Source organism: Acinetobacter sp. FDAARGOS_494, from assembly GCF_003812225.1.
In the GTDB taxonomy this organism is placed as follows: domain Bacteria; phylum Pseudomonadota; class Gammaproteobacteria; order Pseudomonadales; family Moraxellaceae; genus Acinetobacter; species Acinetobacter baumannii.
On sequence record NZ_CP033866.1, the window covers coordinates 1,429,449 to 1,444,266 of the forward strand.

At 41.0% G+C, this 14,818-nt stretch carries 12 protein-coding genes and 1 tRNA gene; 5 read left to right on the forward strand and 8 right to left on the reverse strand.

Features of this window, described 5'->3' with window-relative positions; all coding sequences use genetic code 11:
• Positions 1 to 55: 55 nt before the first annotated feature.
• Positions 56 to 1,300, forward strand: coding sequence for a multidrug efflux MFS transporter SxtP (gene sxtP / locus EG365_RS06995; RefSeq protein WP_001089020.1), 1,245 nt, complete (start codon positions 56 to 58; stop codon positions 1,298 to 1,300).
• A 124-nt stretch (positions 1,301 to 1,424) separates the two neighbouring features.
• Positions 1,425 to 1,500: transfer RNA gene (locus tag EG365_RS07000), tRNA-Thr, on the forward strand.
• A 642-nt stretch (positions 1,501 to 2,142) separates the two neighbouring features.
• Here the strand turns inward: EG365_RS07000 and EG365_RS07005 are convergent.
• From EG365_RS07005 to EG365_RS07020, 4 genes are all read right to left on the reverse strand, one after another.
• On the reverse strand, positions 2,143 to 2,565 hold the full coding sequence (locus EG365_RS07005; protein ID WP_000114353.1) for a GFA family protein: 423 nt from the start codon (positions 2,563 to 2,565) through the stop codon (positions 2,143 to 2,145).
• 8 nt (positions 2,566 to 2,573) lie between these two features.
• On the reverse strand, positions 2,574 to 3,401 hold the full coding sequence (locus EG365_RS07010) for an SAM-dependent methyltransferase (protein WP_000645077.1): 828 nt from the start codon (positions 3,399 to 3,401) through the stop codon (positions 2,574 to 2,576).
• Positions 3,402 to 3,405: 4 nt separating this feature from the next.
• Positions 3,406 to 4,704, reverse strand: a complete 1,299-nt coding sequence (locus EG365_RS07015) for an NAD(P)/FAD-dependent oxidoreductase (protein ID WP_000350212.1) — start codon at positions 4,702 to 4,704, stop codon at positions 3,406 to 3,408.
• Between the two features lie 439 nt (positions 4,705 to 5,143).
• A complete protein-coding gene (locus EG365_RS07020) occupies positions 5,144 to 6,016 on the reverse strand; it encodes a pirin family protein (RefSeq protein WP_000713965.1) in 873 nt (290 codons plus the stop codon).
• A gap of 277 nt (positions 6,017 to 6,293) precedes the next feature.
• Between EG365_RS07020 and ycaC the strand changes: the two genes are divergently transcribed.
• Positions 6,294 to 6,920 carry an isochorismate family cysteine hydrolase YcaC gene (gene ycaC, locus EG365_RS07025; RefSeq protein ID WP_000046156.1) on the forward strand — a complete coding sequence of 209 codons (627 nt, stop codon included), beginning with the start codon at positions 6,294 to 6,296 and terminating at the stop codon, positions 6,918 to 6,920.
• 20 nt (positions 6,921 to 6,940) lie between these two features.
• Positions 6,941 to 7,915 carry a LysR substrate-binding domain-containing protein gene (locus tag EG365_RS07030; RefSeq protein ID WP_000912185.1) on the forward strand — a complete coding sequence of 325 codons (975 nt, stop codon included), beginning with the start codon at positions 6,941 to 6,943 and terminating at the stop codon, positions 7,913 to 7,915.
• A 104-nt stretch (positions 7,916 to 8,019) separates the two neighbouring features.
• On the opposite strand, the gene EG365_RS07035 is transcribed toward EG365_RS07030, so the two are convergent.
• Positions 8,020 to 9,468 (reverse strand): NAD-dependent succinate-semialdehyde dehydrogenase, encoded by a 1,449-nt coding sequence (locus tag EG365_RS07035; protein ID WP_000615682.1) that lies wholly within the window; start codon positions 9,466 to 9,468, stop codon positions 8,020 to 8,022.
• Complete coding sequence (gene gabT, locus EG365_RS07040) at positions 9,465 to 10,757, reverse strand: 4-aminobutyrate--2-oxoglutarate transaminase (protein WP_000369967.1); 1,293 nt, start codon at positions 10,755 to 10,757, stop codon at positions 9,465 to 9,467. Before gabT ends, EG365_RS07035 begins: the two co-directional genes overlap by 4 nt.
• A 156-nt stretch (positions 10,758 to 10,913) precedes the next feature.
• Between gabT and EG365_RS07045 the strand changes: the two genes are divergently transcribed.
• Positions 10,914 to 12,413, forward strand: a complete 1,500-nt coding sequence (locus EG365_RS07045; RefSeq protein WP_001257169.1) for a PLP-dependent aminotransferase family protein — start codon at positions 10,914 to 10,916, stop codon at positions 12,411 to 12,413.
• A 60-nt stretch (positions 12,414 to 12,473) separates the two neighbouring features.
• Here the strand turns inward: EG365_RS07045 and EG365_RS07050 are convergent, their stop codons facing one another.
• The gene (locus tag EG365_RS07050; RefSeq protein WP_000718861.1) at positions 12,474 to 13,916 is read right to left on the reverse strand and encodes an amino acid permease; all 1,443 of its coding nucleotides are present in this window, start codon (positions 13,914 to 13,916) and stop codon (positions 12,474 to 12,476) included.
• A 305-nt stretch (positions 13,917 to 14,221) separates the two neighbouring features.
• Positions 14,222 to 14,770 (reverse strand): helix-turn-helix domain-containing protein, encoded by a 549-nt coding sequence (locus EG365_RS07055; protein ID WP_000081861.1) that lies wholly within the window; start codon positions 14,768 to 14,770, stop codon positions 14,222 to 14,224.
• Positions 14,771 to 14,818 lie beyond the last annotated feature (48 nt).

Here is a 14,818-nt window from a genome sequence, read left to right on the forward strand (position 1 = left end):
TTTCTCGATTCAGCATGCCTTTAGGCACTGCTCTTTTTTCTGTCATGGTCATGATATGAACTCTTCATCTACACCCAGTACTTTAAACACTGAGGCAACGTCTGTTCTTTCCCGTGAGTGGATTCACAAAGGGACTAAAGCTTATAAACATGCAGGATTTGCTTTATTCCTCGTAGGTTTTGCTAGCTTCTCTCTAATTTATTGTGTACAGCCACTCTTACCTGCATTTAGCCAAAGCTTCCAGATTAGTCCTGCGAGTAGCTCTCTAGCACTGTCATTAACGACTGCCTTTTTAGCAATTTCAATTGTGCTATCGAGTGCCTTTTCACAAGCGATTGGCCGTCGCGGTGTGATTTTTACATCAATGCTGTGTGCAGCAATTTTAAATATTGTCTCGATGTTTACACCGAACTGGCACAGTTTACTCATGGCACGTGCGTTAGAAGGTTTATTACTCGGTGGTGTACCCGCAGTGACTATGGCTTGGATTGCCGAAGAAATTGCACCTGAACACCTCGGTAAAACCATGGGTTTATATATTGCAGGTACGGCCTTTGGTGGCATGATGGGCCGTGTCGGTATGGGTATTTTGGTTGAATATTTTTCATGGCGCACCGCCTTAGGCCTACTTGGAGCAACCTGTTTTATTTGTTCGATTGCTTTTTTAAAACTACTTCCCGCATCGCGTAATTTTGTGCAGAAAAAAGGGCTAAATTTAGGCTTTCACATGCAAATGTGGCGTGCTCATTTAAGCAATACTAAATTATTACGCCTGTTTGCCATTGGTTTCTTGCTTACCAGTGTTTTTGTCACCCTGTTTAACTATGCGACCTTCCGCTTAAGCGGCGCACCTTATTCACTCAGCCAGACACAAATTAGCCTTATTTTCTTGTCGTATAGCTTTGGTATGGTGTCTTCATCGTTGGCAGGTAGCTTAGCCGATCGCTTCGGCAAGAAAACCATGATGATGAGTGGCTTTGCCTTGATGATCATGGGTAGTCTCATGACCCTGCTCAGCTCCCTTTTCGGCATTATTATTGGCATCGCATTTATTACCACAGGCTTCTTTATTACCCACTCACTTACGAGTAGTTCTGTGGGTACCGAAAGTAAACAAGCGAAAGCTCATGCTAGTTCGCTGTACTTACTGTTTTACTATATGGGTTCAAGTATTGTCGGCTCGGCGGGCGGTTGGTTCTGGTTACACGGTGGCTGGAGTGCGATTGTCGGTTTAACCGTGGTCTTGTCTTTAATTGGAATATTTTTAGCGATTTATACTTCACATGCCAAAGCGCATTAATGTAGTAAAACCTTAACTTTTTTAAGCTAAACCCGATGAGTATTTAAAAATCATATGAAAAAATTTAAATGCTCATTTTTTGGCTTGTATTTTTTTTAAGAAACTGTAAAATTCACTCCACATCGCCGGCATAGCTCAGTTGGTAGAGCAACTGACTTGTAATCAGTAGGTCCACAGTTCGAATCCGTGTGCCGGCACCATCATTAAACCTCATGAATATTTGATTTATGGGGTTTTTTGTTGCCTGTAGGTTTTGGAATAGACCTTTTGACTGTGCTGCCTTAGGTAGTAAAGAAATTCGTTAATAAGAAATGAAAAAAGCCCAACATCCTGTTGGGCTTTTTTCGTATTTCGTTACTAGGCATACATCCTGTAATACCTCACGTCCTGGTGCTTAAACTTATTATTGTTGTTTTACGTTTTGGAACTTCCTGTTCCTGATGAGTTCATCATAGGCAATTCATGAGGTCATAGAAAGACGTCAATTTCCTGAATGGATGTAGGAAAAAACGTACATGGTTCTTTTAAATTTAAAACTTGATTTACCCATCATTGAAATAAAAAATATGAATTTATAAACAAGTTCTGTTCTTCAATTAAATAAGAAAAAGATATAATGAGTTTATTAATTTATTTCTAAAATAAATTTAAAAACAACAAGGAACGACATGTCTAATCTACCATCAAATCTTTTTCAACCTTTAGTGATCATACTTGCATGCCTTATTATCCTTGTAAGTAAAATGCCTCAGCTAAAATTTAGAAAAACCATATTATTTTTAGCTCTTGGCAGTCTTACTTTAATCTGTGCTTTGGCAATATTTGGCTTCTTTAATTAAGCCTTATTTCTTGCTCTTCTCTATCATTTTTTCAAAGTGTTTAAGGTTTGGGTTCAACATGTCCCACGCATAGGTCTGACTCACAAAAACCTCCGCTTTAGGATGATAGAGACTTGGATCATCCAAAGTGCCTGCGCGTATTGAAATCATTTCAGGAACAAGTTCAGGTAAGCCAAAAAGTTGAGAACCACAAGTCGGGCAAAAGGCTCTTTTAATGGGACGACCAGAAGAACCTAATGTCTCAAAATATTTAAGTTCGCCACTTATTTTCAATTCAGATTGATGAAAAAAAGCGATTGGTGCATAGGCCGAACCTGTTGCCTTTTGGCAATCTCGACAATGGCAATTAAAACTATAACGTGGTTCTGCATCACTTTGATAGCTCACAGCTCCACATAAACATGATCCTTGATATTTAACTGACATGGCTCACCCTATTTTTTTATTGCTGTTATTTGAATATAACGTACATACCCATTTTGATAGAGTTGTTGGCATAACTTTGCAGTCATTTGGATTTTAAAATTTGCCAACCCTCGGTTATGGCTTTGTGCTTGTTGATTTTGAATATACTGTGAAAAACCTAATAATACCTGTTCTGATAAATCTTCGATTTTAATATCTGTAAAACCTTGTTGTTCCAAGGTAGTTCTCAGTATCTCTTCAGTGAGTAAGGCATCCCAATTTACATCGGCGGCTTTAAGTAAGTAACGATGCTTTTGTTCTTGTAGCATGGTCATGTTGTGACATGAGTCGGCACGCATCAAGTAATGAAAACCTAATCGTCCTTTTGAATTTAAAACTGGCGTAACCGAATCCAAAAATGAATTTAAATGACTGTGATAAGCCGCATCGATACAGAGCACCACATCGAAGCGTTGTTTAAATTCAAATTGTTTTAAATTTAAAAATGAACCACAGAAAATCTGACTTATTTCAGGAATAAATTTTTGAATTTTATTAACACATGAGGCTTGTAATTCAACAGCCCTAAGGCTTTTGGGGTGATAGTGCTGTAACCAGTGCAATAAACTTGCACCCTGCCCACAACCTAAATCTAAGAGATGATCTTTTGAATTTAAATTGACAGCTTGTGCCAAATGATCAGCCAATTGGCGACAAGCTTCACGGTAGGTTTGGGTATTTTTCCAAAAACCCAAGTTTGTCCAAGCAAGCTCTTCACTATCCCCCAAACTTGATGCATCAATTGCATATTTATGAGGGATAAGTCGAGAAAGAGCTGCTCGAACTTTTGCTTTCACAATTTTAGTAACCGAGTTCAGGGGCAACTTCGACCTTAGGCTTTAATCCCACGAATGGTAAAGGTGCACCCAAAATTTCAGCAATATGCATCGCAGAAGTCACTGCTGACTCTAAAATTGGCAAACCATCACATGACCATGAACCACAGTAGAATACTTTACGGTTTGGTTCTAAGTGACGTTGTTGTAGCTCTTTGTTTAAAGCAATAGTTTGCGAGTCTACAACTGCACGCGTTAAGGTCACTTTTGAAATGACTTTTTTAGGGTCAATATCAACTACTGGACGCCAAGTTTGGAATACAGGATTTTTACCTACTAGTGATGGCTCAACGGCATTCATCCAAACTGTAAACTGCTGACGAGTAAACTTACGGTCCATCATATAGCTCAGCACTGACCAGTCTTTACGGCGTGGTGGCATTACTGTTGCATCTGTATGAATAACCAAGTCGCCTTGTTCAAAGCGGAACTGTTTAAGCAGATTCATATCTTCTGCAAACTGTTCAGGGTTTAAGAACTCTTCAAGTTTAGATGTTGGCGTCGCCACAATAACGCGGTCAAATGTACCTTGGTCACCTTTTTCATTTTCGACCAGTACTTTTTCACCTTGTAGCTCAACTTTTTTAATTGCCGAACCGCTATGGATATCAATGCCTTTAATTAAGCTGTCTACAAATGCAGGTGTACCGCCTTTCATACGCAACAACATGTCACCATCAGTTAAATGACGCAAAAACTCAAGAAGGTTTTTCGCAGGCCAATCACCAATTGTTTTTGGGTTACATGTACAAATCGTATAAAGCACCGGCATAACTACACCATGCCAGAATACTTCTTCAATATCGTTCTGATTAATAAATTCAGCGAGAGTAATATCTTGATTTTTAGATTTAAAGAACTGGTGAATCGCAGTTTTTAATTGCAGCATCCCTTTTACCAGACGCCAGCCATATTGCTGGATACCTTTACGGTTATTGATAATTGGGAAATTACCAATACGGCTACGAGATGTGGTTAACCATGTTTCAGTACGATCTTCAAATAACCAGCTACAAGACATATAGGTACGAACCGGAAAAGTTTTAATGCCTAAATGTGCAGCAAGGCTGAGTGTATTTTTCCATAGATGCGGGTTCATAACACGCAATGGTGCATCAATAATCCCACCATCGAACTCAATGCTATGACTGTCCATTCCCCGGCCAGGAAGTGCTTCAAATATCGTGATTGTATGTCCTGCATCTTTCAGAATTCTTGCTGCTGCAAGTCCTGCCATTCCACTGCCAATAATTGCGATATCCAAAATGATGTCCCATTTTTCGAGAATTTTTTTGATTATCACTCATACCCTAAAAAAACACCGTATTAAAAACTACCAGATTTTTATTTTTTGCATCAATTTATATAGAAAAATTTTAAAAGGTAAGCCCAAAAGTTTTTCATAAAATTTTACAAAAGAGGATGACTGTATAAAAATCTATATTTTTTAAAAATTTAAAAAAATTCTTTTAAATAAAATAAGATAATTTAACTGTATTTATATCATTCGTTTTACAAGTATCATTTTTTGCGGTATCATGGTGGCATAATAATGAGAACTAAATCACACAAAACAATGCCGACACAATAATGATATCCATCATAAAAACAGAAACTTTACAGCGAAAAAGCCCGCTATTCACACTTGATAGCGGGCTTTTTATTACTTTGCTTTTAAAGATCATTAAGTACAGCTTAGCAATTTATCCTTCTTGCATGATTGAACCGAATTTTCCACGATTAAAATCGTTAATCGCTTCCATAATCTCGGCTTTGGTATTCATGACAAATGGACCATAACCTTCGATTGGCTCATTTAGTGGTTGGCCAGTCAACACCAAGAATTTAGTGTCTTCTTCAGCATTTAAGCTAAACTCAACGCCCTCACGAGATAAAATCGCAACGGTTTTGCCTTCAAGACGGTTTGTATCATTGACCACAACCGCGCCCTCTAGCACAACAACAAGGGTAGTATGCCCTTCAGGTACATACAGGGTATGTTTTTGGCCTTTTACCAATTTACCGTCCCATACATTTAATGGACTAAATGTAGTTGCTGCACCTTTTGCATCTGCATATTCACCTGCGATCACACGCAAATGACTACCGTGCTCGTCTAGTGCAATGTCCGGAATATCTTTAGCTTCAATGGCTTGATATTTTCCAGGGGTCATTTTTGAATGCGAAGGTAAATTTACCCACAATTGCACCATTTCAAAAAGACCGCCATGCTCTGCAAATTCAGGAGAATGGAACTCTTCATGTAACACCCCTGCACCCGCAGTCATCCATTGCACGTCACCGGTTTTAATGGTTCCGCCACCACCACTTGAGTCTTTATGAGTCACTTCACCTTGATAGGCAATAGTAACTGTTTCGAAGCCACGGTGAGGATGTGAACCTACACCTTGTTGTTCAGTGGTTGGTGAGAAGTTATAAGGCGCTGCATAATCCAGTAACAAAAATGGGCTTAGGGTTTGGCCTAAACGGTCATAAGAGAACAGGTTATATACAGGGAAACCATCACCAACCCAATGCATGTGGTTATTTTGATATGCACCAAGAAATTTCTTCATCTGATCTCTCCTATATATGTAGGATTTTCTTGAACTGAGATTGATTTTACGCCTCAATAATTGCAGTTTATAGATCAGGATTAGCAACACATTATTGCATTTATGAGACAATCATAAATTTTGATGTTTTGTTTAAGAGATCGTCCTATTTTTAAAATTCTTAATCCTATTTTTTAGACTTAATTACGACAACAAACTCATCTAGCATGATTTTAGGCACTGATGACCTACTCAATAATTTTTGATTATTCAATTTGATAACATGAGGACATAAAAAATGGCTCAAGATTATGTACGCTTAGACAAGGATAATGCTGCGGTTCTTTTAGTTGACCATCAAGCAGGTTTACTTTCTTTAGTTCGAGATATCGATCCGGATAAATTTAAAAACAACGTACTTGCTGTTGCAAATGCAGCAAAATACTTCAATCTTCCAACAATTTTAACAACCAGTTTTGAAACTGGTCCAAACGGTCCTTTAGTTCCTGAGTTAAAAGAAATTCACCCAGATGCACCTTTTATTCCACGTCCAGGCCAAATCAATGCGTGGGACAATGAAGATTTCGTAAAAGCGGTTAAAGCAACTGGTAAAAAACAACTAATTATTGCAGGTGTTGTAACTGAAGTGTGTGTGGCTTTCCCTGCACTATCTGCTTTGGCAGAAGGCTTTGAAGTATTCGTGATTACTGATGCTTCTGGTACTTTCAACGAATTAACACGTGATGCAGCTTGGGACCGGATGTCTAAAGCAGGTGCTCAGCTGATGACTTGGTTCGGTATGGCGTGTGAATTACACCGTGACTGGCGTAATGATATTGAAGGTTTGGGTACATTGTTCTCAAATCATATCCCTGACTACCGTAACCTGATTTCAAGTTACAATCACAACACTAGCCAAAAATAAGTTCTACTGCCAAGATTAGAATGCTTAAGCATTCTAATCTTACATTTAAATGGGTTGAACGGACATTGATAAGCTCTTTTGATGATTTTTATTATTTCTATTTGGTCGTGAAACACGGCGGCTTTAGTGCTGCCAGTGAGGCCGAAAATATTAGTAAATCCAAGCTCAGCCGACGCATTATTGACCTTGAAAATAAATTTAATGTCAGCCTGATTCAAAGAACAACCCGCCATTTTAAAGTGACCGATTTAGGTCAAGAGTTTTACGAGGAATGCTGCAAAGTCATTGCTCAAGTTGAATGTGCAGAGAACGTGTTATTAAAGCAAAAAAGTGAGCCTCAAGGTTTGGTAAAAGTAAGCTGCCCGCCTTTAATGATGCATTTTCAAATTAGAAAAATTTTAAATCAGTTTTTAAAAACCTACCCTAAAGTTGAAATATCTCTTGAGCTAACGAGCCGTCGAGTAGATATCTTGCATGATGACATCGACCTTGCGATTCGAACCAATTTTGAACCGAATGAAGATTCAAATTTGATTGTTCGTGATGTGATTAAAACCGATCATTGTCTGGTGGCTTCGCCTGAATTACTGCAAGGTCGCACCATTAAGCATTATTCCGAATTACAGGACTTTCCAAGTATTAGCTTAGGCACACAAAAGCAAAATTATATTTGGCATTTATGCAATATACGTAATGGTGAATCGGTTGATGTGCCTTATCAACCACGAATTAAAAGTAATGACTTGGCTGGCGTTTACTATGCTGTAATGGATGGTTTAGGTATTGCAGATCTTCCTTTTTTAACCGTTGAATCGGAAATTCGTAAAGGAACACTGGTCCATATACTTCCTGACTGGAAGTCGAATATTGGCATGCTACAACTGGTTTATGTGTCCCGAAAAGGCCAACGCCTTGTGGTCGAAAAACTCATTGAAACCCTCATTGATGAGCTTCGTCGTTTACCCGAAAGCCATGAAGGATATTTGCCGACTTAAATAAAAAACCGATCATGAATGGGCATGACCGGTTTTTTTGTGAAACATCACATGCAGTATAACTGCATGTTTTCGTTCAGAACAAAGCGAACTCGCTTTATCCCTTACTCAGATAAGTCTACGCAGAGATATTTCATTTCGACATATTCTTCGATGCCGAATTTTGAACCTTCACGACCTAGACCTGACTGTTTTACGCCACCAAACGGAGCAACTTCGTTTGAAATCGCGCCCGTGTTAATGCCGACCATACCGTACTCAAGTGCCTCACCCACTCGCCATTGACGAGCTGTGCTTTGAGTAAACAAATAAGCAGCTAAACCGAACTCGGTATCGTTCGCCATTGCCACTGCTTCATCTTCAGTTTTAAAGCGGAACAATGGGGCAAGTGGACCAAAAGTTTCTTCTTTAGATACTTTCATGTCTTGCGTTACACCTGTTAACACAGTCGGTTCAAAGAATGTACCGCCAAGTGCTGAACGCTGACCACCAATACGAACTGTTGCACCTTTCTCAGTTGCATCTGCAATATGAGACTGAACTTTTGCAACTGCATCTTCATCAATTAAAGGTCCTTGTGTTGAACCTTCTTGACGGCCATCGCCAACTTTAAGCTTAGACACAGCTTCAACCAAACGCTCTGCCAATGCATCGTAAATGCCATCTTGAACATAAATACGGTTAGCGCAGACACAGGTTTGACCGCTGTTACGATATTTACTTGCCATGATGCCCTGAACTGCTTGTTCAAGGTTGGCATCATCAAATACCAGTACCGGTGCGTTACCACCCAGTTCAAGCGAAAGCTTTTTAATGGTTGGCGCACATTGTTGCATCAAGATACGGCCAACTTGCGTTGAACCAGTAAAGCTTAACTTACGAACAATATCGCTTTCGCACAGGGTTTTACCTACTTCAACTGCATCACCACTAATGTTAATTAAAACATCTGCTGGTAAGCCTGCCTGTAACGCCAAAACTTCAAGCGCATAGGCGGTTAACGGTGTTTGCTCTGCCGGTTTAACCAACATTGAACAACCCGCAGCAATGGCTGGACCTGCTTTACGCGTAATCATGGCAGCCGGGAAGTTCCACGGCGTAATTGCAGCTGTAACACCAATCGCTTGTTTAATCACGAGCAGACGTTGGTTTGGCAAGGTAGGTGTTAAGACTTCACCATCAATACGACGCGCTTGCTCGGCAAACCAGCGAATGAATGATGCTGCATAACCAATTTCACCACGTGCTTCTGCCAATGGTTTACCTTGCTCAGCTGTTAAGATTTGAGCCAGATTTTCTTTGTGCTCAAGCATGAGGTTGTACCATGCCAATAGCACATCAGCACGCGCCAAGGCAGTTTGCTTTTTCCAAGCAGCCTGCGCTTTTGCTGAACGGTTAATTGCGGCTTCAACTCCTGCACGGTCATAGGTTTTTACCCATGCCAAAGTTTCACCCGTAGCAGCATCATTAACCTCGATATAGTCATTTGATGCAGGTGCTTCTAATGAAATATCAGGATGTTTTAATAAATACTGCAAATTATTTTGAATCATGCAGATTGCTCCATTGCTTTTGCACTACCTGCTTTTAGTGTCGCAAAACCTTGTTTCAAGATATCAAGACCTTGACGGAATTGCTCAGCAGGAATGGTTAATGGATATAAGAAACGAATTACATTACCGTATTTACCACAAGTAAGAAGTAACAACCCGTTTTCCATTGCATAGTTTTGTACAACTTTTGCTTGTTCAGCAGTCTCAAGTTCTACTGCAACCATTGAACCCAATGCACGAATATCAGTTACGACATCGCTAGTTGTTTGCTGAATATCTTTAAGCGTAGCAACTAATTCAGCGCCTAATTCATTGGCACGGTCGCATAGGTTTTCTTCTTCAATCGCGTCAATCACGGCATGCGCAGCTGCAACTGCAATCGGGCTACCTGCATAAGTACCGCCTAGACCACCCGGGTTTGGTGCATCCATCACTTCTGCACGGCCCACAACACCCGAAATAGGGAAACCGCCGCCCAAGCTTTTCGCCATCGTGATGAGGTCTGCTTTAGTTTCATAATGGTTCATCGCAAATAACTTACCAGTACGAGCAAAACCTGATTGCACTTCATCAGCGACAAGTAAAATACCGTGCTTATCACAAATTGCGCGTAAACGTTTTAAGAACTCGGCTGGCACCACATTGAAACCGCCTTCGCCTTGTACTGGCTCTAGCACAATTGCTGCAACGTCATGTGGTGCAATATCTTCACTGAAAATATCTTCAACGCTTTCAATTGCCGCATCTACTGAAATACCTTTTGCAGGTACTGGGTAACGTGCGTGGAACACACCCGCTGGCATTACGCCGAAATCACGTTTGTAAGGTGCAGTTTTACCTGTCATTGCCATGGTCATAAATGAACGACCGTGGAAACCGTTACCAAAAGTGATAATGCCGTGACGACCTGTGTAAGAACGAGCAATCTTCACCGCATTTTCAACTGCTTCTGCACCTGTTGTGAAAAAAGCAGACTTTGCAGGACCAGCAATTGGCGCGCGTTCATTAATACGCTCAGCTAAAGCGACATAGCTTTCATATGGTGTTACTTGATAGGCAGTATGCGTAAATTTAGTAAGTTGTTCAGTCACCGCTGCAATCACTTTAGGATGGCGATGGCCTGTGTTTAAAACCGCGATACCACCAGCAAAGTCGATAAATTGGTTGCCTTCCTTGTCCCAAAGCGTGGCATTTTCAGCTTTTTCCGCATACCACTGACACATCACGCCTACACCACGTGGAGTTGCTTGCTGTTTACGTGCGTTAAGTGCAGAATGTTGATTATCCATTTGATTCCCTCATATTTTCATCATCAGTTGCAGCTTTGGTTTCTTGCATCCTGTGCTTAATTTTCAGGGTGCTTTACAACGACTGCCTATGCATGTAATTTCGCTCGTCTGATGCCAACTGACGAGAGCCACTTTTTAACTGTAGGAGAGAGCCAATTGCGTAGTTTACTTGGAGATCATTTGCTGCAACGACTCCAACAGGACACTGAGGGGAAACTACATCAACGCCTTTTCCGTTGCCTGCGTGGTGCCATTATTGATGGAGTCATCCAGCCCAAGACTCGTCTACCTGCGTCACGCGATTTAGCCAGTGAAATTCATGTTTCAAGAAATACAGTGCTCACTGCCTATGAGCAGCTACAAGCTGAAGGCTACTTAGAAGCCCGTACGGGACACGGCACATGGGTTGCCGAAAAGTTACCAGAGAGTTTTTTAAATACACAAAACAAGAAAAAAGTAGTTTCTAGCCCAAATGTTCAAAGTTCTTACGCCCTCTCACAGCGTGGCTCAAACTTATTAGGCTATGCCGCAGCCTCGCCACATCAATGGGGAGCCTTTGTTCCGGGAGCACCCGATGTTACAGAGTTTCCACATCATATTTTTAGTCGTATTCAAGCACGCTTAAGCCGCGAACCGGACATTAACCGCCTGATTTATAGCAACGCAGGTGGATGCATAGAGCTTCGAAGTGCGTTGGCAGATTACTTACGTGTTGCGCGTTCAGTCCAGTGCGATGCGGACCAGATTATTATTACCGAAGGCATTCATCAAGCCATTGATTTAGTCTCACGTGCACTGAGTGATATGGGAGATAAAGTCTGGATTGAAGATCCCGCTTATTGGGGAATGCGTAATACGTTACGGATTAATGGCCTCGATATTCAGCCCATGCCTGTCGATGCTGAAGGCATTATTCCCGAAGAAAATCCGGCAGTACCGCCTAAACTCATTTTTGTCACACCATCACATCAATATCCGCTTGGCTCACATTTAAGCCTTGATCGTCGCAGACAATTGATTCAGATTGCACGTCAGCACAATAGCTGGATTGTAGAAGATGACTATGACAGTGAGTTCCGTTTCTCGGGCCAGCCTTATCCATCTTTGCAAGGCTTAGAAAATAACGCACCTGTTTTATATATGGGCACGTTTAGTAAAACTATTTATCCATCCTTAAGAATTGGCTATTTGGTCGTCCCTAAGCCGTTATTTTCACCGCTACGTATTGTTGCGGCCGAGCTTTATCGTGGTGGGCACTTGCTTGAGCAAAAAGCCCTTGCTGAATTTATTCGTGAAGGCCATTATGAAGCTCATATTCGCCGTATGCGTCTGCTCTATGGTAAACGCCGTGATTACTTAGTGAGCTTAATTCAACGCTATCTTGGCCCCGAATTTATTCATGAATATGACGAAGCGGCAGGGTTACATCTAGTTTTAAAACTACCGAACTCTTGCGATGATGTCGCAATTGCGGCGACTGCACTTGAACGTGGTGTTAAAGTTCGTCCACTGTCTCAGTACTACATGCAGTCGCATGCACATGCAGAGCGCGGACTGCTGATGGGCTTTGCCTGTGTAAATGAAAAAGACATGGTGATGGCTTTTGGTGTCTTGCTCCAGTGCTTACGTGAAGCAGGTGTACCCACACTGAATTGATCTTTTTATCTGAGCAAAATAAAAAAGAGCCTCATTGTGAGGCTCTTTTGGTTTAAAAATTTAAACTAACTTTTCTTCATGGCTATGAGTTAAATGAGTCGCCCTACGCTCTTTACCCCAACCTAGCTTTTCAGACAATAACCCGAAGAACACAATAATGCCGAACAATGCTGTAGTGTAAATCACTTCTTTAAAATAAGTACCTTCAATCAACATGGTAAGAATTGCACCAATAATTGCAAAGATCACCACATAGGTTAGGTAAGGGAACATCCACATTTTAAAGTCAATCTTCACGCCTTCAGCTTCTAATTTTTTACGCATACGAAGCTGAGAATAAGCAATGGTCAGGTACACATATAGTGTTGCTGCACCTGTTGTTAGCATGAAGAAGTCATAAACATTCATACTCTCTGTTGCAGTTAAAATTACCGCAATTACAGAGAAGAAGCATGACACAATCACCCCCACCCAAGGACTGCTTTTACTGTTTACAGAACCAAAACTTTTTGGTGCATCACCACGTTTAGACAACGAGAATAGCATCCGTGAACACGTGTAAAGCGCTGAATTAAAGCAACTACATACCGATGTTAGAACTACAAAATTTACGATATGGCGCGCGCCCGGAATACCAAGTGCAGACAAAGTCACGCTATAGGTTCCCCAAGTTGAATCTTTCAAAAGTTCATTGTTGTGAGGAATAAGACATACCGCAACGAACATTGAACCAACGTAGAATAAAATAATACGCCAAACCACCGAGTTTGATGCCTTACGAATTTCTTTAGATGGATTTGCAGACTCTGCCGCTGCTACAGTAACAATTTCAGCGCCAATATAGGCGAACATCACCCCAAGCAAGGCGGTAATCACTGATGAACCACCATTTGGCATAAAGCCTTGAGAGGTTAAGTTACTTATACCAGATGCAGCTGGATTGCCCCAAGGCCACAAATGCATGATGGCTAAAATACCAATCACAAGGAAAACAACAATCGCGATAACTTTGATGAGCGCAAACCAGAACTCGAATTCACCATAGTTTTTGACGTTTTGTAAATTGACAACAACCAGTGCGACAATGACGACGGTCATATAAACCCAGATCGGAATAAACGGGAACCAGTTATTTAAAATTTTTCCTGCTACATAAGCTTCCCAGCCCATGAGCATCGCCAGCGTACACCAGTACAACCAACCAATTGAAAACCCTGCCCAACGGCCAATCGCACGGTCTGCATAAGTTGAAAAAGAGCCACTGTCAGGATTTAAAACGGCCATCTCGCCTAACATACGCATGATGAACCAAACGAGTAGACCACCTAAAGCATAAGTTAGAAAAACTACAGGGCCGGTGTTGTAGATAATACTGCCTGAGCCAACAAAGAGAGAGCCACCAATAACCCCTGCAATCGAGATCATGGTTAAGTGGCGTGATTTAAGTCCATGTTTTAAACTTTGGGAGTGATTGGCTTCAGAACCATTTTGATGAGCTGCCATATCATTTTCCTTAATATATGGAGGATATCGGCTAGTCTCGGAAATCCTCCGAAGCCAAAAAATATCCCCTAAAAATTTAGCCGTTCTGCCCAATTCCTAAAACAGAAAATTCACTGAGCTTATCCGGCGCTTCCGTATGCATACTTCCAATGGCTTTAATTTGTCGTTTCGGCACTCAAGAAACGAGAGCCATTTTTGTAATAAAAGAGAGAGCCAATTGCAAAATTTATACGCAAAATTGGCCCTTTTTATAGAAGATGCTGGTAAATGGCTCTTTGTTTTTATTTTAATCAGATTGAATTTCTTTAGTTTTGCTCAGAAATTAATAACGCCTTTGTGCCTGTTTCCAAAGCTCTAAATATATGTTTTTGATCGGCTGGATAACAAATATAGTCTCCAACACCCAGCTCAACCGCTTCATCAATTAAACCCACTAAAGCTCGCCCTTCCACTACAATAATATGTTCTACAGAACCAACTGGATGTGGTTCTGAAAGTCGATCTTCGCCCGGTTCAACAATCAATAAATAAACATCTCGGCGCGCATGGGGTGGACAGGTCGCCAACAAAATTGCTTTGTAATTGGCAATCTCCGAACTCACCGTTGGCCCCTCGCCACAGCGAATGACTTGCACTTGATTGCTCGGTTCTTCCATCAAACGTGCAAATGGAATATTGAGTGCAACACAAAGTGCCCATAAGGTTTCAATACTTGGATTACCTTGCCCTGCCTCTAATTGAGAAAGTGTAGATTTGGCAACACCTGCACGGCGCGCAACCTCTGCCAATGAAAGCCCTGCTCTTTGGCGTTCACGCGTTAAACCTTTGGCAATAATTTCGATTGGCTGAGACATTCATTCTATCCGTTCTATAAAAAAAACGATCGTTCGTTTTGACAAAAC

What these genes read in the sequence shown, in the direction of transcription:
- sxtP (WP_001089020.1), top strand. Translation starts at nt 56, where the DNA reads ATGAACTCTTCATCTACACCCAGTACTTTAAACACTGAGGCAACGTCT.
- EG365_RS07005 (WP_000114353.1), bottom strand. Translation starts at nt 2,565, where the DNA reads ATGTCAGTTAAATATCAAGGATCATGTTTATGTGGAGCTGTGAGCTAT.
- EG365_RS07020 (WP_000713965.1), bottom strand. Translation starts at nt 6,016, where the DNA reads ATGAAGAAATTTCTTGGTGCATATCAAAATAACCACATGCATTGGGTT.
- ycaC (WP_000046156.1), top strand. Translation starts at nt 6,294, where the DNA reads ATGGCTCAAGATTATGTACGCTTAGACAAGGATAATGCTGCGGTTCTT.
- EG365_RS07030 (WP_000912185.1), top strand. Translation starts at nt 6,941, where the DNA reads ATGCTTAAGCATTCTAATCTTACATTTAAATGGGTTGAACGGACATTG.
- EG365_RS07035 (WP_000615682.1), bottom strand. Translation starts at nt 9,468, where the DNA reads ATGATTCAAAATAATTTGCAGTATTTATTAAAACATCCTGATATTTCA.
- gabT (WP_000369967.1), bottom strand. Translation starts at nt 10,757, where the DNA reads ATGGATAATCAACATTCTGCACTTAACGCACGTAAACAGCAAGCAACT.
- EG365_RS07050 (WP_000718861.1), bottom strand. Translation starts at nt 13,916, where the DNA reads ATGGCAGCTCATCAAAATGGTTCTGAAGCCAATCACTCCCAAAGTTTA.
- EG365_RS07055 (WP_000081861.1), bottom strand. Translation starts at nt 14,770, where the DNA reads ATGTCTCAGCCAATCGAAATTATTGCCAAAGGTTTAACGCGTGAACGC.